The organism is Xanthomarina sp. F1114, assembly GCF_026410255.1.
In the GTDB taxonomy this organism is placed as follows: Bacteria; Bacteroidota; Bacteroidia; order Flavobacteriales; family Flavobacteriaceae; genus Xanthomarina.
Map to the genome: position 1 here is coordinate 85,505 of NZ_JAPMLL010000013.1, position 26,454 is coordinate 111,958.

Genomic DNA, 26,454 nt, shown 5'->3' on the forward strand with positions numbered 1-26,454 from the left:
TATCTATTTTATAAAAAACCATCCATGGCTTCCGGCCACAGCACCAATTATGGTTATTAAACTTAAAATTAATAAAACCCAATGTGCACGATGCATAAATTGGAAGGTTTTTTCTGGGTTTTCCTCAGCATATTTTTTAAATAATCTATGTAAAACCAACGGTTCTAGAATATATAAAACCACAGTAAAAATAATCCAAACTAAAGTCATAGCATGAATCCACCAAAAGCGTATATCCAAATATCTGCTCCATGCATCCATTTCATATAACATATAGAAACCGGTAATTCCTGTTATTAAGGTGGTTATTTTTGCCTGAAGAGCAAATCTACCTTCAATTTGCTCAAAGGTGTGTATTCTATCTTCCTTCGATTTTATTTTTTTTATGGCAGGAATCAATACCGTTGTAACCATGGCTACACCACCAATCCATAAAACTACGGCAAGCACATGTAGAACACGTGCTAGGGTTATATACTCCATTACAATAATATTTCGATTAGAACATTATAAAAATACTAATAATCTAACTCATAAACGGGAAAAATAGAAAATATTTTAGAATCATTCTAAATAATAAACGGTTTGCTATTGCTAATATGTCATAGTTGTATAATATGGCATGTTAATTGACTGTTTTGGCCTTATACCAAAGGGGTTTTAACCTGTACACTATCTGCATGAAACACTATAAGAGTAAAACGAATAAATCTAAAGACAACAAAAGGAAAGTTACAATAGCTCAGGCTTTTAAAACGATTATTTGGCCAAGACGCAACCTGGTGTTTATTGGGTTGATTCTTATTGTTTTAAGTCGGTTGTCAAGTTTGGTTTTACCTTGGAAGAGTAAGGCTTTATTAGATGATGTAATTCCTAATAAAGATTACGATCAGTTGTATAGTTTACTATTAATAGTAGGCATTGCAATTTTAGTTCAGGCCATAACTTCATTTTTATTGACAAAAATTTTAAGCGTTCAAGCACAATATTTAATTAGCGAATTACGAGCTAAAGTGCAGAGGAAAGTTCTTTCCTTACCCATTCGGTTTTTCGATAATACAAAGTCTGGAGAATTAGTTTCTAGAATTATGACAGATGTGGAAGGGGTTAGAAACCTAATAGGAACAGGTTTGGTGCAAATGGTAGGAGGAACCATAACAGCCGTTATTTCTTTAATTCTTCTTGTAAATATTAGTTTGTCCATGACACTATTTGTTTTAGTGCCTGTCGCCATTTTTGGAATTATAGCTTTAAAGGCTTTTAAGTATATCCGACCTATTTTTAGAAAACGTGGTGTAATTAATGCCCAGGTTACCGGACGCTTAACAGAAACTTTGGCGGGAGTTCGGGTTATTAAAGCCTTTAATGCCGAAGAGCAAGAGAATAAAACCTTTGAAGCAGGCGTAGAAAGATTGTTCCAAAACGTGAAAAAAAGTCTAACAGCCACAGCGCTAATGACGAGTACTTCTACATTTTTATTAGGAATAGCCTCTACTGGGATTATGGGGATTGGTGGCTATAAAATAATGATGGGAGAATTAACTGTGGGAGATTTCTTGTCTTTTACCTTACTATTAGGATTTATGATTGCTCCAATTGTACAAATGAGTAATATAGGAAGTCAGCTTACCGAAGCTCTGGCAGGTCTTGATAGAACGGAAGAGCTGATGAATATGACAGCTGAAGAGGATCAGGAGAATAGAACCATTATCATGGATAAAGTGGATGGACACATCGAGTTTAAGGATGTTTCTTTTCAATATGAAGAAGACAAAGAGGTTCTTCATAATATAAATTTTTCTGTGCCCCCTGGGTCGGTAACTGCTTTAGTTGGAAGTTCTGGCTCGGGAAAATCGACTATTGCAGGTTTGGTAGCTACTTTTTTAAACCCCAAATCAGGAACAGTTACTATAGATAATCAGGACTTGTCTAAAGTAAATTTAAGTAGTTACAGACAACATTTGGGCGTTGTTTTACAAGATGAATTTTTGTTTGAAGGAACAATTAGAGAAAACATTCTTTTTCCAAAGCCACATGCATCCGAAGCTGAGCTTCAACATGCCGTAAAAGCAGCTTATGTCAATGAGTTTACCGATAGATTTGAGGATGGTTTAAATACTCTAATAGGAGAAAGAGGTGTTAAATTATCTGGAGGGCAGCGTCAAAGACTAGCTATAGCCCGAGCTATTTTATCAGATCCTAAAATAATTATTCTAGATGAAGCCACTTCTAATTTGGATACAGAAAGCGAAGGTTTAATTCAGAAAAGTTTGTCTGAATTAACTAAAAACCGAACAACTATTGTTATTGCTCACAGATTAAGTACCATAAAAAAAGCCGATCAAATTTTAGTGATAGAAGCAGGGCATATTGCCGAACGGGGATCTCACGAAGAGTTAATTGCAAAAGAAGGAAGGTATTTTGACCTTTATACCTACCAAGCAAAAATATAATTAAAGTATATTTGTTAACTATAATCTAAACTATGCCTTTTAAAAAATTAATAGAACCACTTCAAGACGTGTTAAAAAAACAAGGATTTGAAACAGCTTTGCCTTTTCAGAAAAAAACACTTTCAAAGATTAAGTCTGGTGCCAATCTCTTTGGAATTGCTCCAAAAGGTTCAGGAAGAACTACGGCTTTAATCTTAGGAGTGGTTCAGAAGTTAAAAGGAGAAGCTTTTGAAGATGCTCCAAGAGCTATTATTTTTGTAAAAGATAAAGAAGCTGTTTTGGAGCTAGAAAGTGAATTTAGAAAATACATATCTAGAACAGATTTACGCTTACTTGGTGTTTATGAACAGCGCAATATTGATATGCAACGAGATGAATTGTATAATGGAATAGATATTTTAATTACAACCCCTAAACGTTTTAATAAGTTATTCTTTATGAATAATGTGAACGTTAGAAAACTTCAAATGTTTATTGTTGACGATGCAGAGTTTTTATTTAGAGGTTCTCATCTAAGCGATGTATCTCGTCTTCCGGAAAGTCTAGAGAAATGTCAATATCTTGTATTTTCAACAAAATATGACGAACGTTTTGATAGATGGCAAGAAAAATTCATGTTTCAACCCCATATAGTTCATCTTAAATAAACACGGAGCTTTTTATATAACTGTACATAAATATGTATCTTTATAAACATTAAAACTCGCTTTGTTATGAGAACCGTAAAAGCTTATGCTGCTTTAAGTTCAGGCTCTAAATTAGAAGAATTCACCTATAAACTTCCCGAATTAGCTTCAGATCAGGTTGATATAAAAGTACATTATTGTGGCCTCTGTCATTCAGACTTAAGCATGCTTAATAACGAATGGGGAACAAGTAAATTCCCTTTAGTTCCTGGTCATGAGGTTGTAGGCGAAATTGTGGCTTTAGGCAAAGATGTCAAAAATTTAAAGATTGGAGACATGGTTGGCTTGGGATGGTATTCTGGATCTTGTATGTATTGCAATCAATGTATGGACGGCAGTCAGCATTTATGCCACACAGCCGAGCAGACCATTGTGGGAAGACATGGAGGTTTTGCAGATTATGTACGAAGTCATTGGTCTTGGGCTATTGCTTTACCAAAAGGAATTGATTTGGCTAAGGCGGGTCCTTTACTTTGTGGTGGTATCACCGTTTTTAATCCCATATTTTTAGCCAATGTAAAACCTACCGATAGCGTAGGAGTTATTGGAATTGGAGGTCTGGGACATATGGCTATAAAGTTTTTAAAAGCTTGGGGTTGCGAAGTGATAGCTTTTTCTTCTAACCCAGATAAAGAATCACAAATTTTAGAAATGGGCGCATCAAAAGTTATTGATTCCACAAATCCTGAAGCCCTAAAAAGTATAAGAGGAAGCTTAAATTTTATTCTAAACACAACAAATGTAACTTTGGATTGGGATTCTTATTTAAAAACTTTAGCACCACAAGGTTGTTTTCATAATGTAGGAGGTGTTTTAGAACCTATGGCAATTCCGGCGTTCTCACTAATTGGTGGTCAGAAATCGGTAGGAGGAAGTCCGTTAGGCGGAATAGGTCTAACTAGAACCATGTTAGATTTTTGTGTTAGACATGACATTTATCCAAGCGTTGAAGCCTTTAAATTAGAAGATGTTAATCGAGCTATAGCACATTTAGAAAACGGAAAAGCTAGATTTAGAATTGTTTTAAACGTATCATAAAATTTAAAGATGACTCAAAAAATTTCAGCAGAAGTTAAACTTAATGAACGGATAAAGGAGTTAACCTGCTTATACAATGTGAGCTCGTTTATAGCCAATTCCGATTTGGAAAATTTAGAACCTACATGGCAAGCTATAGCCTATAGTTTACAAGGTGCTATAAGATATCCTGAAGATGCTTCTGTAGAGCTTAAAATTGAAGACGAGATTATTTCGGCTGGTGCGTATTCTACTGAGAATGTCTATATTGTTTCTGCTATTAAGACTTTTAATATTCCCATAGGCTCGATTAAGGTTGGGTATACAAAAACCAAATTCAATCAGAATAGTTTTTTAAATGAAGAGATTCAATTACTCAATAAAATTGCTTTAGAAATAGGAAACCTCTTTGAGCGAAAACAAATTATAGAAAGTGAAGCTCAAGCTAAACGTCATATCGAAAGAGTTGATAGACTTGGTATTTTGGGTGAAATTACAGCCGGAATAGCACATGAATTGAATACACCACTTGCGAATATTTTAGGTTATACGGAATTGCTTAAAGATCAGTTTAAAGATAATAAGCCAGTTTTAAATGATTTAGATAAAATAATAAATAGTGCCATTTATTCTAGGGAAGTTGTTAAGAAACTCATGTTCTTTTCATGCGATATGCCACATCAAATGGAATTTTCAAATATTGTTCCTATTATAGAAGATGCCATTGGACTACTAAATCCTAATTTCACTAAAAAAAATATTAATTGTCAGCTGGATATTGAAAAAGAAGAAATCCTATTGAGGGTGGATGCCATTCAGCTTACTCAAGTTATCTTTAACCTAGTTATTAATGCCATTTATTTTTCCCCAGAAAAAGGAAAAATTCATGTTCAGGTTTCAGACACAGATAAGATAGTAACCTTAAAAATATCAGATCAAGGTCCTGGAATTAAAACCTCCAGTTCAGAAAATATATTTAATCCGTTTTTTACAACCAAACCTGTAGGTGAAGGGTCTGGGCTTGGATTAAGTGTGGTGCATGGTATTGTTAAGAGTCATAAAGGGAGTATTACTTTTGATATAAATAAACCGAATGGCACAATTTTTACCATTAAATTACCTAAAAATTAATCGATGGTGTTAAACAATGAAAATATATTATTGGTCGATGACGATATTCACATTCTAGAGCTTATCCAACGTCATTTACAATCCTTTAATTATCATACCTATAAAGCAGTTTCTGTAAAAGAAGCCATAGAGATTTTAAAAGATAAAAATATCGATTTGCTAATAACAGATCTAAAAATGCCTGGAGTGGATGGTTTGGAATTGGTAAAATTCGTTTCGGAGCACTATCCAGAAATACCTAAATTGGTTGTTACCGGTTATCCATCTATTGATGGTGCTTTAGAAGCTATGAAATCTGGGGTTATGGATTATTTAACCAAACCTTTTACTAAAGAAGAATTGAGAAAGGCAGTATCAAAATCTTTAGAATTAAAGCCTCAAAAGCACATTCCAGAAAAAACAGAAAATAAAGAAGATTCTGGTTCTTATGGAGAATTAATTGGAAATTCTGATGCCATAAAAAAAGTAACTGAAGTTATTGAGCGGGTTAAAAGCAATCGAGCTACTGTTTTTATTACAGGAGAAAGTGGTACCGGAAAAGAATTAGTGGCGCGTTCCATTCATTATATGGGTAAGTATGCCAGAGCTCCTTTTATAGCTGTAAACTGTGGAGCTATTCCAGAAAACTTACTGGAAGCAGAGTTGTTTGGTTATACTAAAGGTGCATTTACGGGAGCTAACGAAAATAGAATAGGTTTCTTTCAAGCTGCCAACAAAGGCACATTATTTTTAGATGAAATTGGTAATGCCTCAATGGCTACTCAACTAAGACTTTTAAGAGTTCTGCAAGAAAAGGAAGTAACTAGATTAGGATCTCAGAAAGTGGAGAAAGTGGATGTTAGACTAATTGCTGCAACTAATATAGATTTAAAAGAACTTATAAAGAAGGGTAAATTTAGAGAAGACCTGTATTATAGGTTAACTGTTGTGCAAATAGATGTACCACCTTTACGGGAACGTTTGGAAGACGTAGCTTTATTAACCGAAAAGTTTTTATTTAAATACGGTGTTGAATATAAAGACCGGTTGTTAAAAATTACTCCCGAAGCTCTAGAAGTCTTAGAACGGTATTCCTGGCCAGGAAATATTAGAGAGCTAGAAAATGTTGTGCAACAGGCTATTATTATGTGCGATAAACAAGTTGAAGTAAAAGATTTACCCGATTATTTAAAATATAAAATAGATTTTCCTACCGAGAACGAACTTTTACCTTTAAAAGAAGTAGAGAGGAATCATATACTAAAAGTGCTAAAAGCAACAAACAATAATAAAACTCAGGCAGCAAAAATTCTACAAATAGATAGAAAAACACTCAGCGAGAAAATTAAATAACTTAAAAGCTATGGGTAGATTTACCACAAGTGAGTAAAAACTCCCCACTCTTATAAAAGAAAGTAATTTGGTGTCAATGCAAGTAAAAGCCTGAAAAACAATGGTTTGTTAATTATTTTTAAAAATATTTAGATAGTTGGCACAGGAGTTGCTCTTAGTAGCATGGATTAAAAAATTGGTTTATGGATACTATAGAAAGAAGTTTATGTAATACCTGTAAGTATGTAGACTCCTGTAGTTTAACTTTAGACAAAAATTTTATCTGGTCTTGCAGTGAATATAAATTAGCCAAAGATTTAAAACAAAATAATTACCCTCAAAAATTAACAAACGAGTTCAAATTAGTTAGTAAAGATACTAGTGTAATAGAACTTAATTAAATTAAATACAAATGACATTAACAAAAGAAGTGAAAAAGCCGCAACCAAAGCAAGGCATGCTAGAAAATGTTATGAAGCAGTTTAATCATGCTGCAGATTTGGTTGAACTTAACCCAAATATCAAAAAGATACTTGCGGTTACAAACAATGAATTAATCATTCATTTTCCAGTAAGAATGGATAATGGAGATGTGGAAGTTTTTAAAGGTTACCGTGTTCAGCATAACAATGCTTTAGGTCCATACAAGGGAGGTTTAAGATACCACCCAACTATCGACATTGATTCTGTAAAAGCTTTAGCTATGTGGATGACTTGGAAAACATCCTTAGCGGGTCTTCCTTATGGAGGTGCTAAAGGTGGAATTCAAATTGATCCAAAAAAATACTCCAATGCAGAATTAGAGCGTATTACAAGAAGATTTACTTATGCTTTAGGAGAAAACATTGGGCCAGAGCATGATATTCCTGCGCCAGACGTTAATACAAACTCTCAAACAATGGCTTGGATTGCAGACACATACATGTCTACAAAAGGTCCATCAGAGCGTTCAAAAAACCATCACGTAGTAACTGGTAAACCAGTTGGATCAGGAGGTCTTGAAGGACGTGATAGAGCTACTGGATTTGGAGTTTATTTAAATATTAAATTCTGGGCAGAAAATAAGGGTATCGATTTAAAAGGAAAAAGATTTATTGTTCAAGGTTTTGGTAACGTGGGCTATTGGGCTGCACACTTCTTAGAAGAGGATGGCGCGAAATTAGTTGGTGTTCAAGATGCTTTTGGAAGTATTGCTAACCCAGAAGGATTAGGAGCTGAAAGCTTAAAAGAATATATTGAAGGAAACAACGGAAGTCTTGTTGGTTATACCAATGGAAAATCTATTGAAAAAGGAGATTTCTTTGGTTTAGATTGCGATATCTGTATTCCTGCAGCTTTAGGAAATCAAATTACTGAAGACAACGCTAATAATATAAAGGCAGTTTTAGTTGCAGAGGGTGCAAATGGGCCAACAACTGTTGAAGCTGAGAAAATTTTATTAGATCGTGGTGTAGATATTATTCCTGATATTTTATGTAATTCAGGGGGTGTTATTGGTAGTTATTTTGAATGGCTACAAAACAGAAACGGAGAACTTTGGGAATTAGATGAAATTCTAGCTAAAATAACTAAAAAACTAGCTGAAGTTTTTAGAAGAGTCCTAAAAACATCTAATGAAAAAGAATTAGATATGCGTTCTGCTGCCTATGTATTGGCTATTGAGCGTATTGAAAAAGCCTATGTACAAAGAGGTATTTTCCCTTAATTAATACTTAAATTTTTTATAATGAAATACGGAAGTTTAATATTAGAAAAAAAGGAATTTGTGACCTTAAAGCGTCTCCTAAGTTTAGCTGGGAATCATAAAGATGCTGCTAGAAAGAATTCAGTTCTCAGATTACAGAGTGAAATGGAGACTGCAATTGTTTCTGATGAAGAGGATATGCCGGATGATGTTATTAGATTTAATTCTGAAGTTACTGTAGTTTCGGGTGATGGTTGGGAGAATAATTTTCAACTTGTAGCTCCAACTGAAAGTAATTATTCTAATAAAAAATTATCTGTATTAACAGCTATGGGCTTGGCCGTAATGGGGTATGCCAAAGGCGACGTTATTGATTGGGAATTTCCTGGAGGCGCAAAGTCTTTAGAAGTAAAAGAAGTAAAACAAGTAAAAGTAGAAAGTAATCAAATCAAATTATAATGGAATTAAATACGTTTTTTTCACACGATACAGATGAAGAGATTATCCACGCAAAACGATTGCAAGATTTAAATATTTGGATCTCTCATTTAAGTTATGCTACCAATGAATGCGATTGGTTGACTAAAATAGCATCTAATAAAATTGGAGACAAAGTTTTAAGAGATAAGCTTTTAGAAAAAAATGAAGTTAATTCGGCATTGCTAAACGAACTGTATAACTACAAAAGTTCTATAGGAAGTTTTCACGAATGCGATGATTTAGAATGCGACTTGTTTTATATCAATCAACACGATGTGTTTTATGCCAAATACGTAAAACATATAGAAGAATATAGAGCTATAAAAAGTCAAGTTTATTTAAAAATTTTAGAATAAGTACGATAGTTTGTTAGTTTGTATTTAATTTAGCCACGGGAACTTCGGTTCCTGTGGCTTTTCTAATTTTCAAACCAAATAGTAATTAGAAAAGTTTAGCTAATATTCAAGTAAGTAAAAAACATTGATTTTTTAAAAAGGTATGGAGTTATTTTTATTAAGTTTTGGAGCGCTTTTTTCTATTATGAACCCTTTAGGAACGCTTCCAATATTTGTTGGGTTAACGGACGATTATACTAAAAAAGAAAGAGCTTTAACCGCATTTTGGACAGCAATTGATGTTTTAGCCATATTGGTACTTTCCTTTTTTGCGGGAAAATTTATCCTTTCTTTTTTTGGAATTAGTTTAAACGCACTTAAAATTGCTGGAGGACTTATTATAGCAACTTCTGGATTTGCTTTATTAACAGGTAAATTTCGTGAGCATAAAGGAATGAAACGCGAACGTGTAAAAGAAATTATTGAAAGTAGAGATCCTATTTCTTTAACGCCATTAGCTATTCCCATGTTAGCTGGTCCAGGAACTATTTCCTTGTTAATTGCGTATAACCAAGAATATACTTCAACTCAAGAAATCTTAATTATTTTAGGCGCTATTTTTACGGCATCTTTATTCATTTATTTCATATTAAAAAGTGCTCATTTTATCGTGAAATTTTTAGGAGCTTCTGGAATTAATGCCTTGTCTAGAATTATTGGATTTATAGTTATTGCTATTGGAGTAGAATACATAATAGGCTCTGTAGTTGCTATACTTTCAACTATATTATAAGTCTAACATCTCCAAGCTCATTTATTCTATAAGGGAAATTATCTCCCGGTGAACCTATAAACATAAAGTTTATGGGAATTTTATATTTTTTTGATAATTCTTTTATTTTCTCCGGATTAAAATGTCCTTGCTCTTCCACAAACTCTATATGAATATTGGGGTAAGCTCGATCTAGCACTTCAATATCCGATTTTAATTTTGGAGGTAGAATAAAATCAGGCTTTATAACGGATACTATTTTGAGTCGTCTTGTATGTTCATTTTGAATAATATATAAAATAGCTTTGTTAATAGTGGCAGCATTATCATGATTGGTGAAAAACACAAATTCCTGACTGTTAATACGGAGTATTAATTTTTTTACAAGCGTATTTATACCTCTAAAAACAGGCGTATTAGAAGGAATAAAATAGGCAACAATTTTTAGGAAGCCTCGTAAAATTCGAATGCGATACAACATGAATAATACCACTAAGGAGGTGGGAATTAAATACTGAAGAAAGATGCCAAAGTAAGGCGGATTTAATATCATATTTCCTATTAAAGCTAAATCCACTCCAAGAATTCCAAAAAACAATGCCCCAACACTCGCTCGCTCTGGTCGAGGGAGATTCTTTCTGTTTATTTTTAATAAAATATTACCTATTGCAAATAATATCATAACACTTAAAAAGGCAATAGTATAAACTCCAGCCAAGGCTTTTAGGTTTCCTTGTGTAAAAATTAAAATGGTAACACAGAGTATAAAAAAGCTGATGAATATAAGATATGAACTTCCTTTTTTGTTCTTTTTTAATAAGAATTTAGGGAGTATTCTATCTAAGGTCATCCGTTCTACCAGACCTCCAACGCCCACAAAAGAGGTTAAAACAGCGCCGCTTAATACTAAAACGGCATCTATAGAAATAATATAAAATAACCAGTTTCCACCAGAGGTTTGCCCCATAAAAGAAAGTAAGGTTTCATTATTGGTGTCTATACTTGCCATGGGTAATATAGCTAAGGCTAAAAAAGCTATTAACGGATTAAAAACGGTGACTATAATCCACATGTTTCTAAGTGTTTTTGGAAACACTCCGTCCTGTTGTTCTTCTACATAATTTGCAGAACTTTCAAAACCGCTAATTCCAAGCATGGCAGCTGCAAATCCAAAAAATAGAGCCGTAGTAATACTGCCTTCTATAGGGTTTCTGAAATTTGTAAGAAGGGTATCGAATCCGTTTTGAAACAAATAAACACCACAAAACACACATAAAAGTGTTAATGATATCAAATGAAAAATGAAGATCGCAGTAGCTACCTTGGAAGACTCCCCAATTCCCATAATAACAATAATCATAAAAACAGCTAATAGGCCAATAGTTGTATAAATAATAGGAATTCCGTGCCAAAGACTATGAGCATATTTTACAGATTCGCTGGCAGAAATTACGGCTGTTGCCATATAAGATAAAACTGTTAAGGTGGCAGCAAAAGAAGCAGTAGATTTTTTTGTTGTATTTAAAAGCGCATTATAAGCGCCTCCATTTAAAGGTAGAGCTCCAACAACTTCCCCATAAATTTTTCGAAAAAAGAAAAGAACTAAAGCTACCATTAATAACGAAATCCAAGCGTATTGCCCTGCATAAACAATAGCTAATCCCGAAACATATAAACATGAAGAACTAATGTCGTTACCACAAATAGAAGTTGCAGCTAATTCATTTAAGCGTTTTTTCATTTGTAAGTATGTTAGATTACTTACTTAAAGGTAGAAAATAAATGAATAACTTATTTACAAGTTAGTATTAAATATTAAAAAAGTAATATTGAAGAGTTGTGACTTCCTATTTCTAATCTATTTGTTATTAGATATATAGTAGGTGTTCTATAATTGGAATCTAAAATTATTTTCGGGTTGTTGAGGTTTTAGTTTTTGAGTTTGCCCTAAATTAAAGAGCGGTTTCAATTTAAAACGTAGAGTTATTTTATGGCGTGAATAACCTGTATCTCGTTGTTTCTAAGAACCTGCATGCGTAGGAAAATAAATACTGAAAAGGCCCCAAAAACAGAGAAGCCTATAAATAGGGGCAGAGCTGTAGAATTAATAAAGCCACCAATAAAATTGGCAATAGGCACGGCCATCATGGTAGAGATAAATCCAGTGATTGCCGCTCCAATTCCAGCAATATGTCCAATAGATTCCATAGCAATTGCTCTAATATTTCCAAAAATAAAACCAATTGTAGAAAATTGAATCGCCATAAAAGCTAGTATAACGACTAAGGTTGGATTTTCTGAATTCCAGAATAATAACACATATAATAAAGCATTCAAACTAAATATGACTAAAGCTATAAACGATAAACGCCACATTCCCAATCGCATCACCAAGGAGCCGTTTAAAAAAGTGGATAAGCCAACTCCAATGGCTAAGCCTGCAAATATGTATGGAAACTCATCCACTAGGCCATATTGCTTTTCAAAAATTATTTGCGACGCACTTAAATACACAATAAACACCCCAGAAATAAACCCGGAAATTATAGTAAAACCTAAAGTGATTTTGTGTTTTAATAACTCTTTAAAGCCATCTATAAATAAACGCTTATTAAATGTTATTTTATGTTCTGGCTTTAAGGTTTCAGGTTGTCTTTTCCAAAACCAAAAACACACTAGAAATGCCATGATAATTTGAATATAAAAAATCCCTTTCCAATGGTAAAAATTTAATATGAACTTCCCCATAACTGGAGCAATAACAGGAACCAAAATAAAGAAAGTAGTTATAAAAGACATGATTCTTGCCATATAATCGCCTTTGTACATATCTCTAATAATGGCAATGGCAATAGTTCTTGGAGCGGCCAAACCAATTCCTTGTAAGACTCTACCAAAAATCATCCATTCTAAAGTTGGAGAAAGCACGCAAACAACACTAGCTATAACGAAAATACTAAAGCCAATATACACCATGGGTTTTCTTCCAAGACTGTCAGAAAGAGGGCCAAAAAGTAATTGACCTACTCCCAATCCTAAAAAGATCATGGTAATTAGTAGCTGATTATTGTTGCTATCTACACTGTTTACAGAAACCCCAATGGCAGACATTGCTGGTAAAATAGCGTCTATAGCCAAAGCAACAATAGACATTAAAGATGCCATTAAAGCTATAAATTCTAATTTTACAGATTGATTTTCTTGCATTCTGCAAAAGTAGACTTTTGCTATTGAAAGCGCTATTTTAGTTTCTTAATTTAAGTTAAATTATAGTAAATAAAATATAAAGGTTATTTGATTTGATTATTAAAGAGGAATATTCCCATGCTTTCGTTTTGGTTTTTCAACTTCCTTGCTTTCAAGCATAGAAAAAGCTTTTATTAATTTCCGTCTGGTATCTTTTGGTAAAATCACTTCATCTATAAAACCACGCTCTGCTGCACTATACGGGTTGGCAAATAACTTGGCATATTCAGCCTCTTTTTCTTTCCATTTAGCGTCCTTATCTTCTGCAGCGTTTATTTCTTTTTTAAAGATAATTTCGGCAGCACCTTTAGCTCCCATAACAGCTATTTCTGCACTTGGCCAGGCAAAATTCATGTCGGCTCCAATATGTTTAGAATTCATTACATCATAAGCACCTCCATAAGCTTTTCTAGTAATTACAGTCACTCTTGGTACGGTTGCTTCACTAAAAGCATATAATAATTTTGCGCCGTGTACAATAATTCCATCCCATTCTTGATCGGTTCCTGGTAAAAACCCTGGAACATCTTCTAAGACTAACAATGGAATATTAAAAGCATCACAAAAGCGTACAAATCGCGCTGCTTTTTTAGCACTGTTAACATCTAAAACTCCTGCAAGATACATAGGCTGATTGGCTACAATTCCAACACTTCTTCCTCCTAAACGCGCAAAACCGACAATAATATTTTCTGCATAATCCTTATGAATTTCGTAAAACGAATCTGCATCGATAATCCCAGAAATCACTTCATGCATATCGTAGGGCTTATTGGCATTATCTGGAATAATGTTAGAAAGATTCTCTCTAACTTCATCTTTTAATTCAAAAGGAAAGCGGGCAGGAGTCTCCGTATTGTTTTGAGGTAAATAACTTAATAAGCGTTTAATATCTTCTAAGCATTCCACATCATTAGTAGAGGTAATATGTGCCACTCCAGACTTTGTTGAATGTGTACTGGCACCTCCCAGCTCTTCTGAGGTCACTTCTTCATTAGTTACTGTTTTTACTACATTTGGTCCCGTTACAAACATATAGCTGGTACCTTCAACCATCATGGTAAAGTCTGTCATAGCAGGCGAATACACAGCACCTCCAGCACATGGTCCCATAATAGCCGAAATTTGGGGAATGACTCCAGACGCTTGTACATTTCTGTAGAAAATGTCTGCATAACCTCCAAGAGAGCGAACTCCTTCTTGAATTCTTGCCCCTCCGGAATCGTTTAAACCAATCATTGGAGCACCAACTTTTACAGCCAAATCCATAACTTTACAGATTTTCTCAGCATGTGTTTCGGATAAAGAACCTCCAAAAACCGTAAAATCTTGAGCAAAAATATATACTAATTTCCCATTTATAGTTCCGTATCCGGTAACCACCCCATCGCCATAAAATTTTTGTTTTTCCATCCCAAAGTCTTTTGTTCTATGGGTGACTAAAGCACCAATTTCTTCAAAAGAACCATCGTCTAACAAGTAATTAACACGCTCTCTGGCAGTTAATTTTTTCTTTTCATGCTGCTTGTCTATACGTATTTGTCCGCCACCCAAATAGGCCTGGTTTAGTTTGTTGTTGAGATTATTTATTTTTGATTCCATAGTAGTTTAATAGGTAAAACACTTCGCCAAGCTCCGTGTGACAGTAATAATTTTAGTTATTAGGTACTCTTAATAATTTCTGGTCTTCTAAATATTGTTTTAATGCTAAAGTCGCTGCAATTTTTGCTTCCTCTTTTTGCTCTTCTAATAAGGCTTCTGGCGAATAATACTTTTTTACAAAATGCGTATCAAAATTTCCAGATCTAAAAGCATCGTGTTCGCATACAAACGTTCCAAAAGGTAAGGTGGTTTGAATCCCTTCTACCTGATAGTTTTCTATGGCAGATATCATTAATTCAATGGCTTCTGCCCGCGTACTTCCGTAGGTGATTAATTTAGAAAGCATGGGGTCGTAATAAATTGGAATATCCATACCTTCTTCAAAACCATTATCCACTCTAATATTTTTGCCAACAGGTAATTTATAAACTTCTAAGTTTCCAACACTAGGCAGGAAGTCGTTTAAAGGGTCTTCAGCATAAACACGTAGTTCTAAGGCGTGACCATTTATTTTTAAATCTTCTTGTGTTATAGGAAGTGTCTCTCCCCGAGCTACCCGAATTTGTAATTCTACCAAATCGGTACCCGTTATTAATTCTGTAACCGGATGCTCTACTTGCAAACGGGTATTCATCTCTAGGAAATAGAAATTATGTTTTTCATCCAATAAAAACTCCACCGTTCCGGCTCCAAGATAATCGCAAGATTTTGCCACTTTAATTGCAGCTTCTCCCATTTGCTGACGTAATTCTGGAGTTAAAACAGAAGACGGAGCTTCTTCAACTACTTTTTGATGGCGACGTTGAATGCTGCATTCTCTTTCAAATAAATGAATGATATTACCATGGGCATCTGCCATGACCTGAATTTCGATATGTCTTGGAGAACTCACATATTTTTCAATAAAAACAGAACCATCGCCAAAAGCATTCACCGCTTCACTGATGGCACGGTCCATTTGCGATTCGAAATCGGCTTCTTTTTCTACCACACGCATGCCTTTTCCGCCACCACCAGCTGAGGCTTTAATAAGAATTGGAAAACCAATTTCTTTTGCAATATTTTTAGCAACAGGGATATCTGTAATGGCTTCGTCGGTTCCAGGAACCATAGGGATATTATAGGCTTTGACCGCTTCTTTAGCTGCTAATTTAGACCCCATTATTTTTATGGCTTTGGATTTAGGACCAATAAAAGTGATATTGTTTTCTTCGCATAATTCGGCGAAGTGCGCGTTTTCACTCAAAAACCCGTAGCCCGGATGAATAGCATCTACCTCTAAGCTTTTAGCTACTTCAATAATCTTATCTCCTAATAAATAGGATTGATTGGAAGGGGCTTCTCCAATTAAAACAGCCTCATCAGCATATTTTACATGTGGTGCATGTCTGTCTGCTGTAGAATAAACTGCAACCGTTTTTATGCCCATTTTTTTTGCAGTTCGCATCACGCGAATGGCTATTTCTCCTCTGTTTGCTACTAGTAACTTCTTCATGTTATTCAAGCTCTATTAATAATTGGTTTTTATCTACGGTATCACTTTTAGAAACAGAAATTGATTTTACAATCCCATCTCTAGGAGACGTTAATGCGTTTTCCATTTTCATAGCTTCAAGAATTAAAAGCGGATCATTTTCCTTAACTTCTTGTCCCACTTTTACATGAACATCTAAAATTAACCCTGGCATGGGCGCTTTAATCTCGTTGACTTTCTTAGAAGCACCAATCTCAAATCCCATTTCTTTTATAAGAACATCTAAATTGTTAAAGATGTCCACCTGATAGATGTTATTATTAATCTTTACCTGATATAATTTTGAATTAAAATTGGATGATATTATTTCGCATTTATAAGATTTGTTATCTCTTAAAACATGAAATTCTGAGGGAGAAACAGCTACAGAATCAAGTTTTGATATATCTTCAGAAGGAATATCAAAATCGAATGTGCTGTTTACATTCACTTTGTATGATGGATTCATATATTTTTATTTGAAGCTGTAAATATATGAATTTATGAAAGACTCTTAGAAGACAGGGTTTAAAATAAGCTGCTTAAAATTTAAAGAATGAATTTTTTTGATGTTTTTTTATGGCTTTTCGTGCCAGATAAATTCCAACACCTAATGAAATAAAGGCTCCAATCCACACCCCTGGAATAAAATTTATAAAGAGGAAGAAATCGTAAGATCCATGAAATAATACCGCCAGAAAAAGACCTAATAAGTTATATTTAGAAGGGTGTTTGGTAAATTTTGCCTTTCCCATAAAATAGCCCATAAGCACGCCAAAGGTTGCATGAGCCGGAACTGCAGTAAAAGCTCTTAAAAGTGCAACCTGATATCCGCCTTCTAGTACATACATGATGTTTTCTGTGGCAGCAAAGCCCATGGAAACCATTACGGCATATATAATGCCATCATAAGGTTCGTTAAACTCTTTATTGGGTTGCGCAAAATAGCGTACAATAATATATTTACTAAACTCTTCAATAATTGCAACCACTAAAAAGGCTTTAAAGAATTGCTGTACAATGCTAAATTCATCATCAAACTTTATAATAGCATCTGAGCCATAATACAAAATAGTGGCAATTAATATACTTACTATGGCGCCTAATAAAAAATTATAGAGTAGGAGTCTTCGAGGTTCTTTTTCGTATTCATCTTTACAATAAACATAAAGAATAATAGCAAATACAGGTGCAATAGCGGCTAGTAGTAAGTTCATAAATCAAAAGTAGCTAAAAAATTGATATCAGTTGCTTTCTGCTTTTTTTATCCAGAAAAACATACATAATGTTTGTAATAAAATGGCTTATTAAAACAGCTATGGCGGCACCTGTTACACTCCATACAGGAACTAATAAATAACATAAAAGTACATTTGAAACACAACCTATGGCAAAACGATAGACGTTTTTTTGTAGATTGTCTGAGTTTACAAGATGTTTTTCGTATACCATTCCTAAAAACACAAAAAGTGGTGCCCAGCAGAAAATTAGTAAAGGTAGTTTTGCTTCCATATAGCTATCGGAAAAATAACGGTCTAAAATAGCATTCCCAAAAAGAGTATAAAATCCACCAATTAGAAGACCTAAAATAAGCATGATTTTTAAAAGCTGTTTTATTTTTTCTTGGTAGAGAGTTTGGTTGGCTTGAAAGGATTCAGCTAAAGAAGGGTATAAGGCATTTATTATGGAAAAGCCAATATTCCAACTCAATCCTATTACTAAAAACTGAACACTGGCAAAGACACCGTTAGCGTGGTCGCCATGGAAATATTTTAGAAATAATTCGTCTATAGTTATATAGAACACAATTAAACTATTTGAAATAATTAACGGAAAAGACTTGGTTAATAATGATTTTGCCATAGGCCATGAAAATTGCCATTGCTTAAAATGAAGCTCGTTATTATACTTTAAAATAATAATGTAAATAAGTCCTTGAAGTAGAAAGTCGAGAACAATAAGTTTTGCGAAATAATAAACATCAAATTGATGTACTACGCCGTAGTATTGCAAGGAAACAATTACAATTAAAGTAGTAATCTTAGAAGTAAAAATAACTTTTGTTTGCTTTTTAGCCAATAAGTAGTATTCAAAAATATCGGTTAGTTTAAATAAATAACTAAAAGCAATAATTAGATATAAGCCTGATAAAGGGCTGTCTTTTGTAAACTTAAAATATAAGATAATACCAGTAAAAATAACAATCCAGCTTACTAATCTAAGGTAAAAAGCCGTGGCTAATATTTGCTGACTTCGTTTGGGATTAAAAACAATTTCTCTAATACAGATAGCAGATAGTCCTAGAAAAAACAAAGGAGTAAGCATTCCTAGGATGGCTTCTACAAACTTTAGTTTTCCAATATCTACACTACCAAGCGTACTAAAAATTTGAGGAATAATAAAGACACCTGTAATTAATTGAATTAATTTTTCTAGAGTAAACCATTTTGTAGCAATAAAATCCTTTTTACTAAAAACCGATGTCATGAATTGTATTTAGGGATTCAAATATATAAAAACCGAATCCTTTTAGCCATTTCAAAGTTTATTATTATTTTCGTTTTTCAATCGATACTATGACCCCAGAGTTTCTTCGTCGTTATTATATTTTACGTATTATTTCCAACCCTAAGGTTTATGGGGTTGAAAAAAATGGTTTTATACCTCTTGACGACTTACAGAATGCTCTAGATCAATTGCGTTTTGATAATATAGACGATCCTCTTTACGATAAATTAAATCAATACTCACAAAAAACTGTAAAGCGGGATTTAGAGAAAATTAAGTCTTATTACCAAACAGTTATTCTACATAAGCGTAATTATGGCTATTATCTGGATAGTTTTGAAGTAAGTGAAGCGATAAATGAAGTTTACGAAAAAACAGAACTTTACCTCTTGCATCATCACGCACATACCTGGAAAGATTATGTAAGCACAACACGCAGTTCTTTATGTTCGCAGGTAGATTTGGTTCCATTAATACATGCTATAGAACATCAGTTTTTAATAGATATAGAATATCAAGGTTGGTACGAGGATAACGGCTATCAAACAATTGCTGGTTTTTTTCAGCCTTTACATATTAAGGAAATCAATAAATCTTGGTATTTAATGGCACATAACAGTGTTTATGGTATTTATGCTTTTTGTTTAGACGATAGGATTAAATCTTTAAAAATAGGAAAACAGAAAGTCAAGAATCCTATTGTTTTTAATCAGTCGGAATATTTTAAAAATGCCGTCGGAATTTTAAAATCAGAACTAGAACCAGAGTGGATCCATATTCAAGTGGCTAATCATCATTTTAAATATTTGGAAATAAATCCTTTGCATCATTCTCAAGAAATTATAGCACGTCCAAAAGAAATGAATACAGATACATTAGATTATTCCAATCCAGATATTTGGGGTGAAATAAGAGTTTATGTAGAGCCAAATTACGAGTTTTTAATGGATATTCTAAGATACAATCTTTGGGTAAAGGTGGTAAGACCAATTCATATCAAGGAATATATAAAGCATCATTTAGGTTTGATGATAGCGTATTATTAAAATCTTAATTTGGACATAATCTAATACATGTTTTGTATAGTGTTTTGATTATAAGGGTTCTAGTTTTGTTTGTTTTCACTATGGACAATTTGAAATTTCATTTTTACTTCTACGCGATTAGTCGAATTTACAACATCTTTAAAATTATATTTCATTATAAAAAGTAAAGAGTTTTCAAACGGACAGGTTTTGACCATTTAAAAAATAGTTTTGGAATTAAAATAAAAGTAAAACCCCAAAATTACTAGACTATGGCAACCTATAAATGCTATAAATGTGGTATCCGCAAAAACGACACCCTAACTTCTCAATTAAATACGAGTGTAACCTGTATTACTTCAAGAAAAAGTGATGAGGTGGTACTGCATGAATGGAAGAAAGTTTCGGAGGAGGATTTGGTGTGTGATTAAGTCAGGTAAATTATAATGACAACATTTGAAATTATAACCAAGCAGGCTATGAACGTGCAAGGTGAGTATGTAGATGCAGGAAGTATCTATTTCATATATATCTTTAAAATATTATTCATAAGATAGCTTTTCTATAAGCCCCTCCAAAACCATCTCATAATAGTCACGGTTTGAAGCCACAAAATAAGCATTGGATTCGCTATTAGCCAAGAGGGACTTAAAGCTTTTTACTGTGACTAGTTCCAAAGCCTCAACCTCCCCAGGTTGGGGTTTTAATTTTTCTAAAGAGACTTTTAATTCTACCAGATAGGTATGATGAAACTCATTATCAACAATTCCATTCTCATAGCTTTGAAAGCAAGGAAACACCCCAATTTTAAACAAGTCATTTTCTTTAATAATCAAGCCTATTTCTTCCTGTGTTTCTCTTATAGCTGCTTCTTCAATAGTTTCTCCAGCATCTACATGGCCGGCAACAGACACATCCCAAAGTAAAGGACAAATCGATTTTGAAGCAGCACGTTGCGCTAATAAAATCTGTCCATCATGGGTGTAAAACCAAATATGAGCCGTATTGTGGTAAAGTCCTTTTCTATGAACTTCAGACTTTAAAGCTGTTTTTCCCGATGGTTTACCCTCTTTGGTTAAGATATCTATTAATTCGTCCATATTAAAAAAAAAACTGTCATTGAGAGGTTTTTAAATCGTGTAATCTGTTAATTAAAACTATCATGAATTAACAAACAGATTGCCACGTCATCCCAAAGTATCGGGATTCCTCGCAATGACAGATTATAGATTATTTAAAGTATGAAAATGTTTCTCCGTCTTCTATTTTTAGTAGTGTTTCGTAAATTAATTTAATCACGTTCTCCACATCGTCTTTATGAACCATTTCTACGGTGGTATGCATATAACGGAGTGGTAAAGAAATCAATGCCGATGCTACGCCACCGTTGCTATAAGCAAAAGCATCTGTATCTGTACCTGTAGCTCTAGAAAGGGCAGAACGTTGAAAAGGAATTTTCTTTTCTTCAGCCGTATCTGTAATTAGATCTCTTAGTTTTTGTTGTACAGCAGGAGCGTATGCAACTACAGGACCTAAACCAAGCTCTAAATGACCTTCTTTTTCTTTTTTAATCATTGGAGTAGTTGTATCATGCGTGACATCTGTTACAATAGCTACATTTGGTTTTATGGTTTGAGTTATCATTTCTGCACCACGTAAACCAATTTCTTCTTGTACCGAATTGGTAATATATAAACCAAAAGGAAGTTCCTTCTTGTTTTCTTTTAATAAACGCGCCACTTCAGCAATCATAAAACCACCCATTCTGTTGTCTAAAGCACGACAAACAAATTTATCACCGTTTAGAATATGGAATTCATCTGGATAGGTAATTACGCAGCCCACATGTACTCCCATTTGTTCTACTTCTTCTTTATTTTTAGCACCAATATCTATGCATATATTATCTGGTTTTGGTGCCTCTTCTTTGGCTTTGTTTCTGGTATGAATAGCTGGCCAGCCAAAAACACCTTTTACAATACCTTTTTTAGTGTGGATATTAACAACTTTACTCGGCGCAATCTGGTGGTCGCTTCCACCATTTCTAATCACATAAATCAAACCGTTATCAGTAATATAGTTGACGTACCAAGAAATTTCATCAGCGTGTCCTTCAATAACTACTTTATATTTTGCTTTCGGATTGATAACGCCCACTGCAGATCCATAGGTGTCTGTAATAAATTCATCTACATAAGGCTCTAGATAGTTCATCCAGATTTTTTGCCCTTCCCACTCATATCCGGTCGGAGAGGCATTATTTAAATATGATTCTAGAAAATCTAAAGATTTTTTGTTTAAAATGCTCTTTTTTGCCATGGTAAAATATTTTGCACTAAATTAATAATATTAATAGTATTTTAAGGTTAATGCTTTGGTAAATTATTAATTTTACCAATGTTTTTGGTATGATTTTAGATTCCTTAAAAACATAGATTTCTATTTTCTTATAGAAACTAATGATATTATAATTTAAATAGATTTCCGTTTGCACGGGAAGTAAACATGAAAAACCTAGTCTACCTACTTTTATTTTTACCTTTTGTTGCTCAAAGTCAGATAGATTCTCTTGAAACGACAGACTCCGATGTGGAATATATCTTTTTTGAGGGGGATTCCATTCCTCATACAGCTATTAATTTAAATGAAGTATTGTTGCTGCACAAACTTAAATTTGATAGTAACGAAGACAGAAAACGCTATTTAATTTTAAGAAGAAAAACTATAAAAGTCTATCCATACGCCAAATTGGCGGCCGAACGCTTGGAGTCTTTAAACGAACGTATGGCTTCTATAAAAAGAAAGAGCGATCAAAAAAAATATGCGCGAATTATACAGAGTTATATTGAAGATGAATTTGCAGAAGAACTCAAAAAGTTAACCAGAACAGAAGGTCAGATTCTAGTAAAACTTATTTACAGACAAACGGGAGAAACTACCTTCGATTTAATTAAAAGATTGCGAAGTGGTTGGCGGGCTTTTTGGTTTAATAGCACGGCAAACTTGTTTAATATTTCACTAAAGGAAGTTTACGACCCTGAGAATGTCAAAGAAGATTACTTAATAGAAGACGTTCTACAGCGTAATTTTCAAAGTGGGAAATTAGAGCGACAAGATGCCGCCATAAAATTTGATTTTTTAGAATTAACCGAAAAATGGCTCAAATAAAAGATCCGCATACACAAACCTTAGCAGAAGAACGCCTCAATGCCTTAACTCATGGAGTAGGAGCCTTAATGGGGATTGCAGCCTTAGTTTTACTCATAGTTTTTAATACGGGTAAAACCGACTGGAGTTTGTTTAGTGTTATAATTTACGGACTTTCAATTATTATTTTGTTTAGTTCTTCCACCTTATATCATGCAGTTCAAGCCGAGAAACAAAAGCATTATTTCCGAATTATAGATCATATTAGTATTTACCTGTTAATTGCTGGAACCTATACGCCAGTTGCTTTAATAGCTCTGGAACAAAGTAAAGGCTGGCCCATATTTTGGGTAGTATGGGGAATTGCATTATTAGGACTGGTATTGAAATTGTTTTTTACTGGAAAATTCGAGCTTTTTTCAGTATTACTATATCTCATTATGGGATGGCTAATTGTTATAGATTTTTCTAATCTTGCAGATTATGTAGGAGCTAACGGAACTTTACTTTTATTTGCTGGAGGTTTGTTTTACACCTTGGGTATTGTTTTTTATGCCGTTCATAAAATACCTTATAACCATGTTATTTGGCATTTATTTGTGCTTGGAGGTGCAATTTGCCACTTTTTATTGGTGTTTTTCTATGTGATTTAGATTATTTGTCTAAAAAATATTTTTCACTCACTTCTTTTTGCGAGTGAAAATCTTTCCCTTCAAATAGAATATAATCTGCTTCCACATTAATTACGGAAAAATTATTTTTTAGCTTGACAAAAATTCTGTCTAATATTATTTTTTGATTATTTATAGTAATATAAACAATAGGTTTTGAATTTGAATCTAGGGTGAGGAAAAACGGAGTTTTTTTGTTGGCAGCAAGATACATTTCAAAAAGATTATTAGAAATATAATTTGTGGTTAAACCATAAGCCATACGCTTTTGAAGTCCAGTTAAAGGTTTAATCAACCCTCCTTCTGTGTACACTATTCGATACTCTTTTACAGGGTCATCTTTGATTATGGAATCATCTTTTATATAAGCATCGTACACAAACGTATTGTGATTATTACTGTGTTGAATATAAAAAAGTCTTGTTGGTGTTTTGTTAGGGACAGGATAGCTTTCTTGTCCAAAAACATAAGTTGTTGATGAAAACAAAATTATAATAATACCACATATTTTTAAGAGTAAGTTTTTCATATTTAAACGTAATTAAACCAACTTTCTCAAACGTATTTTATTTGGCAAATCTGGTAAATCTTATGTCTTAATAATATCTTGATACTCCACAAAGAAAGCTTCTAATTTGCTCATAGTCTCATTAAAAAACTCCATGGTTATACGCCACGATTTTTTATTATGAATAGAGACTGGAGCGTCTAAAAGCACATAAACTCTAGAAATTTCTTTCCCATTTTCTAAAAAATATTCTTCTTCAAAAATAGCTTCGGGTAAAAAGTCATCTTTAAGAATGGATTTTAAAGCTAATATTTTTCCCCAATGGTTTATTCTATCCTCTAAATCGTCTTCTATGTCTAAAGCAACTAGTGCTGTTTTGGTATCGAAATGAAATTTAAGACTTAAACCTTTTATTTTAGTATTATATAAAATCCATTTTCTTGGAAAAGACTTCCCGAAACTGGTCCAAAAGTCTTGTTTTAATAATCTAGATTCTTCTTTACTGAACATGGTTATATGTGGTTAGCGGATAGTAAATAGAAAGTTGATAAAAATTAAAGATAATTAAAAAAAAGTAAAGAATAAAGAAAACACAAAAAGTCTACTATTTGATTTATAACAGTTTAATTGTTGGTATTCACGCTTTCCTAAAAGATATTAAGCTGTAAATACGAACTGTCTGGCTTATTATACCATATAGGCTATGGCTACTCCAAAAAATATAGCTAATAATTTAGATAAATTAAACTTATGTCCTTCACTACTTTCAAACAAAATTACTGTAGAAATATGAAAAAAGATACCAATAACAACAGCATTTATTAAATAAATATAATATTCAGGTATAGAAGCTGTATTCGAAACCAGCGTACCAAGTGGTGTCATGGCTGCAAAGAAGATTAAAAATCCTGCAATTTGTTTTTTATTATAATTAGATTGTACTAAAAAGCTGGTTATTAACGTGGCAATAGGTATTTTATGAATTAGAACGCCATAAACCATATCGTTGTGTTGGTGGATAGGGAAGCCTTCTAAAAAACTATGAATACATAAACTTATAAATAGTAACCAGGGAAAACCTGTACTGTTTTTTTCTATATGAATATGTCCGTGCTCAGCACCTTTAGAGAAAAATTCCAGAACAATTTGCAGTAAAATACCAAGCATTATAAACAGGCCTGTTTTCTTAGCTTCCACGTGGTTATAAACTTCCGGAAGTAAATCGAAGAGCGTTAATGCCAATAAAAAAGCACCACTAAAAGAGAGTAGAAGTCTGGTAAATAGACTGCGCTTTTGTTTTACAACTAAAACAATTAGAGCCCCAAGAACGACTGCAAATACTGGTAATAAGTATTGTTTCATATATGTTTTTCACGAATCCCGAAGTTTTCGGGAGAAATCTTATTAATAATTAGTCACTTGCAAAATACAGATTATTTAAAAACCATAATCAAGCGTTCAGATGTGTTTTTATGAAATTTATTCAATTTATAATCGCCAAAAATATCTAATAGATAAACTCCTGCCTGCTCAAAAAGCTGTTCAAAATCCTTTAGAGTAAAGGCTTTAACCCGTTCTTGGTATGAGAAGGTTTCACCTTTATCTTTAAAAGATATGTCTTTATATAAATAGCCGTCTTTAACATACCGCTTTTGGTGAAAGTCAATGCCTTCCACCGTTTTAATATCTTCCGGAACTAAATTGTTTAACACAAAATCGATATTCATAAAATCGATCACACCAAAGCCATACTCATTTAAATCGGCATGTATGGCCTCAATGGTTCGTAAATTATCGGCTTCATTTTTAAAATATCCAAAACTGGTAAACAAATTAAAAACGGCATCAAACTTTTTATCGTAAGGTTTACACATATCATGAACCTCAAAATGTAAATTATCTTTCTCAAATTGTTTGGCGTATGCAATGCTATTTTCAGATAAATCTACTCCGGTAACATCATATCCCAAAGAGCTTAAATACAGAGAGTGTCTTCCTTTTCCACAAGCCAAATCTAGAATTTTTCCATGTTCTGGCAGGTTTAAATAATTGGTAAGATTATCCATAAACACTTGCGCTTCCTCATGATCTCTGTCTTTATATAAAATATGGTAATAAGGTGTGTCAAACCACGAAGCATACCATTGTGTTGTGTTTTTTGTCATATAAACATCCCTAAAACAGGGAGGATTTTTATTTGGGGGTTCCTCCACTACGTTGTCACTCCGTAGAGTCAGGCTTTCGCAAGTCGCTTTTTTATTTTATAAAAAGATAAAATAAAAAGAGTTCCAACAATTGCTCAATCCTTAACCCAATTAATTTAAGTTGCCACAAAAATACTGTATTTTTGCATTCTATTTAATAT

General features: G+C 33.3%; 27 protein-coding genes. 13 read left to right on the forward strand and 14 right to left on the reverse strand.

Annotated elements, in window-relative coordinates:
• Positions 1–3: 3 nt before the first annotated feature.
• Positions 4–483, reverse strand: coding sequence for a hypothetical protein (locus tag OS188_RS11780; protein WP_267149043.1), 480 nt, complete (start codon positions 481–483; stop codon positions 4–6).
• A gap of 197 nt (positions 484–680) precedes the next feature.
• On the opposite strand from OS188_RS11780, the gene OS188_RS11785 reads away from it, so the two are divergent.
• The 10 genes from OS188_RS11785 (at position 681) to OS188_RS11830 (ending at position 9,890) form a co-directional block, all read left to right on the forward strand.
• Positions 681–2,453 (forward strand): ABC transporter ATP-binding protein, encoded by a 1,773-nt coding sequence (locus tag OS188_RS11785; protein WP_267149044.1) that lies wholly within the window; start codon positions 681–683, stop codon positions 2,451–2,453.
• Between the two features lie 32 nt (positions 2,454–2,485).
• Positions 2,486–3,100, forward strand: coding sequence for a DEAD/DEAH box helicase (locus OS188_RS11790; protein WP_267149045.1), 615 nt, complete (start codon positions 2,486–2,488; stop codon positions 3,098–3,100).
• 66 nt (positions 3,101–3,166) lie between these two features.
• Positions 3,167–4,177 (forward strand): NADPH-dependent aldehyde reductase Ahr, encoded by a 1,011-nt coding sequence (gene ahr, locus OS188_RS11795; RefSeq protein ID WP_267149046.1) that lies wholly within the window; start codon positions 3,167–3,169, stop codon positions 4,175–4,177.
• Between the two features lie 9 nt (positions 4,178–4,186).
• The gene (locus OS188_RS11800; protein ID WP_267149047.1) at positions 4,187–5,287 is read left to right on the forward strand and encodes a sensor histidine kinase; all 1,101 of its coding nucleotides are present in this window, start codon (positions 4,187–4,189) and stop codon (positions 5,285–5,287) included.
• Positions 5,288–5,290: 3 nt separating this feature from the next.
• Complete coding sequence (locus OS188_RS11805; RefSeq protein WP_267149048.1) at positions 5,291–6,619, forward strand: sigma-54-dependent transcriptional regulator; 1,329 nt, start codon at positions 5,291–5,293, stop codon at positions 6,617–6,619.
• A 182-nt stretch (positions 6,620–6,801) separates the two neighbouring features.
• Entirely contained in the window at positions 6,802–6,999 is a 198-nt protein-coding gene (locus OS188_RS11810) for a hypothetical protein (protein WP_267149049.1), read from the forward strand.
• 11 nt (positions 7,000–7,010) lie between these two features.
• Entirely contained in the window at positions 7,011–8,303 is a 1,293-nt protein-coding gene (locus tag OS188_RS11815) for a Glu/Leu/Phe/Val family dehydrogenase (RefSeq protein ID WP_267149050.1), read from the forward strand.
• 21 nt (positions 8,304–8,324) lie between these two features.
• The gene (locus tag OS188_RS11820; RefSeq protein WP_267149051.1) at positions 8,325–8,741 is read left to right on the forward strand and encodes a GreA/GreB family elongation factor; all 417 of its coding nucleotides are present in this window, start codon (positions 8,325–8,327) and stop codon (positions 8,739–8,741) included.
• Positions 8,741–9,118, forward strand: a complete 378-nt coding sequence (locus OS188_RS11825) for a hypothetical protein (protein ID WP_267149052.1) — start codon at positions 8,741–8,743, stop codon at positions 9,116–9,118. The genes OS188_RS11820 and OS188_RS11825 overlap by 1 nt, the downstream gene beginning before the upstream one ends.
• A 142-nt stretch (positions 9,119–9,260) precedes the next feature.
• Complete coding sequence (locus OS188_RS11830) at positions 9,261–9,890, forward strand: MarC family protein (RefSeq protein WP_267149053.1); 630 nt, start codon at positions 9,261–9,263, stop codon at positions 9,888–9,890.
• Here the strand turns inward: OS188_RS11830 and OS188_RS11835 are convergent.
• From OS188_RS11835 to OS188_RS11865, 7 genes are all read right to left on the reverse strand, one after another.
• The gene (locus tag OS188_RS11835; RefSeq protein WP_267149054.1) at positions 9,880–11,610 is read right to left on the reverse strand and encodes an APC family permease; all 1,731 of its coding nucleotides are present in this window, start codon (positions 11,608–11,610) and stop codon (positions 9,880–9,882) included. The genes OS188_RS11830 and OS188_RS11835 overlap by 11 nt on opposite strands.
• Before the next feature lie 242 nt (positions 11,611–11,852).
• A complete protein-coding gene (locus OS188_RS11840) occupies positions 11,853–13,076 on the reverse strand; it encodes a multidrug effflux MFS transporter (protein WP_267149055.1) in 1,224 nt (407 codons plus the stop codon).
• Positions 13,077–13,175: 99 nt separating this feature from the next.
• Entirely contained in the window at positions 13,176–14,717 is a 1,542-nt protein-coding gene (locus OS188_RS11845; RefSeq protein ID WP_267149056.1) for an acyl-CoA carboxylase subunit beta, read from the reverse strand.
• Positions 14,718–14,769: 52 nt separating this feature from the next.
• On the reverse strand, positions 14,770–16,212 hold the full coding sequence (gene accC / locus OS188_RS11850) for an acetyl-CoA carboxylase biotin carboxylase subunit (RefSeq protein WP_267149057.1): 1,443 nt from the start codon (positions 16,210–16,212) through the stop codon (positions 14,770–14,772).
• Position 16,213: 1 nt separating this feature from the next.
• The gene (locus OS188_RS11855; protein WP_267149058.1) at positions 16,214–16,699 is read right to left on the reverse strand and encodes an acyl-CoA carboxylase biotin carboxyl carrier protein subunit; all 486 of its coding nucleotides are present in this window, start codon (positions 16,697–16,699) and stop codon (positions 16,214–16,216) included.
• 73 nt (positions 16,700–16,772) lie between these two features.
• Positions 16,773–17,447, reverse strand: coding sequence for a PrsW family intramembrane metalloprotease (locus tag OS188_RS11860; protein WP_267149059.1), 675 nt, complete (start codon positions 17,445–17,447; stop codon positions 16,773–16,775).
• Between the two features lie 13 nt (positions 17,448–17,460).
• The gene (locus OS188_RS11865) at positions 17,461–18,717 is read right to left on the reverse strand and encodes a flippase (RefSeq protein ID WP_267149060.1); all 1,257 of its coding nucleotides are present in this window, start codon (positions 18,715–18,717) and stop codon (positions 17,461–17,463) included.
• 89 nt (positions 18,718–18,806) lie between these two features.
• On the opposite strand from OS188_RS11865, the gene OS188_RS11870 reads away from it, so the two are divergent.
• Positions 18,807–19,784 (forward strand): helix-turn-helix transcriptional regulator, encoded by a 978-nt coding sequence (locus OS188_RS11870; protein ID WP_267149061.1) that lies wholly within the window; start codon positions 18,807–18,809, stop codon positions 19,782–19,784.
• A gap of 521 nt (positions 19,785–20,305) precedes the next feature.
• Here the strand turns inward: OS188_RS11870 and OS188_RS11875 are convergent.
• Positions 20,306–20,863 (reverse strand): NUDIX hydrolase, encoded by a 558-nt coding sequence (locus OS188_RS11875; protein WP_267149062.1) that lies wholly within the window; start codon positions 20,861–20,863, stop codon positions 20,306–20,308.
• Between the two features lie 130 nt (positions 20,864–20,993).
• The gene (locus OS188_RS11880) at positions 20,994–22,082 is read right to left on the reverse strand and encodes a M42 family metallopeptidase (RefSeq protein ID WP_267149063.1); all 1,089 of its coding nucleotides are present in this window, start codon (positions 22,080–22,082) and stop codon (positions 20,994–20,996) included.
• A gap of 186 nt (positions 22,083–22,268) precedes the next feature.
• Between OS188_RS11880 and OS188_RS11885 the strand changes: the two genes are divergently transcribed.
• Both OS188_RS11885 and trhA read left to right on the forward strand, forming a co-directional pair.
• On the forward strand, positions 22,269–22,931 hold the full coding sequence (locus OS188_RS11885; RefSeq protein WP_267149064.1) for a DUF4294 domain-containing protein: 663 nt from the start codon (positions 22,269–22,271) through the stop codon (positions 22,929–22,931).
• Positions 22,919–23,563 carry a PAQR family membrane homeostasis protein TrhA gene (gene trhA / locus OS188_RS11890; RefSeq protein WP_267149065.1) on the forward strand — a complete coding sequence of 215 codons (645 nt, stop codon included), beginning with the start codon at positions 22,919–22,921 and terminating at the stop codon, positions 23,561–23,563. Before OS188_RS11885 ends, trhA begins: the two co-directional genes overlap by 13 nt.
• 1 nt (position 23,564) lies before the next feature.
• On the opposite strand, the gene OS188_RS11895 is transcribed toward trhA, so the two are convergent.
• The 4 genes from OS188_RS11895 to OS188_RS11910 all read right to left on the reverse strand — a co-directional run bounded on the left by OS188_RS11895 (position 23,565) and on the right by OS188_RS11910 (position 26,254).
• Positions 23,565–24,110 (reverse strand): DUF4833 domain-containing protein, encoded by a 546-nt coding sequence (locus tag OS188_RS11895; RefSeq protein ID WP_267149066.1) that lies wholly within the window; start codon positions 24,108–24,110, stop codon positions 23,565–23,567.
• A gap of 60 nt (positions 24,111–24,170) precedes the next feature.
• Positions 24,171–24,599, reverse strand: a complete 429-nt coding sequence (locus OS188_RS11900; protein ID WP_267149067.1) for a DUF4268 domain-containing protein — start codon at positions 24,597–24,599, stop codon at positions 24,171–24,173.
• A 177-nt stretch (positions 24,600–24,776) separates the two neighbouring features.
• Positions 24,777–25,451 carry a ZIP family metal transporter gene (locus tag OS188_RS11905; protein WP_267149068.1) on the reverse strand — a complete coding sequence of 225 codons (675 nt, stop codon included), beginning with the start codon at positions 25,449–25,451 and terminating at the stop codon, positions 24,777–24,779.
• Positions 25,452–25,522: 71 nt separating this feature from the next.
• Positions 25,523–26,254, reverse strand: coding sequence for a class I SAM-dependent methyltransferase (locus OS188_RS11910; protein WP_267149069.1), 732 nt, complete (start codon positions 26,252–26,254; stop codon positions 25,523–25,525).
• Between the last annotated feature and the right edge of the window lie 200 nt (positions 26,255–26,454).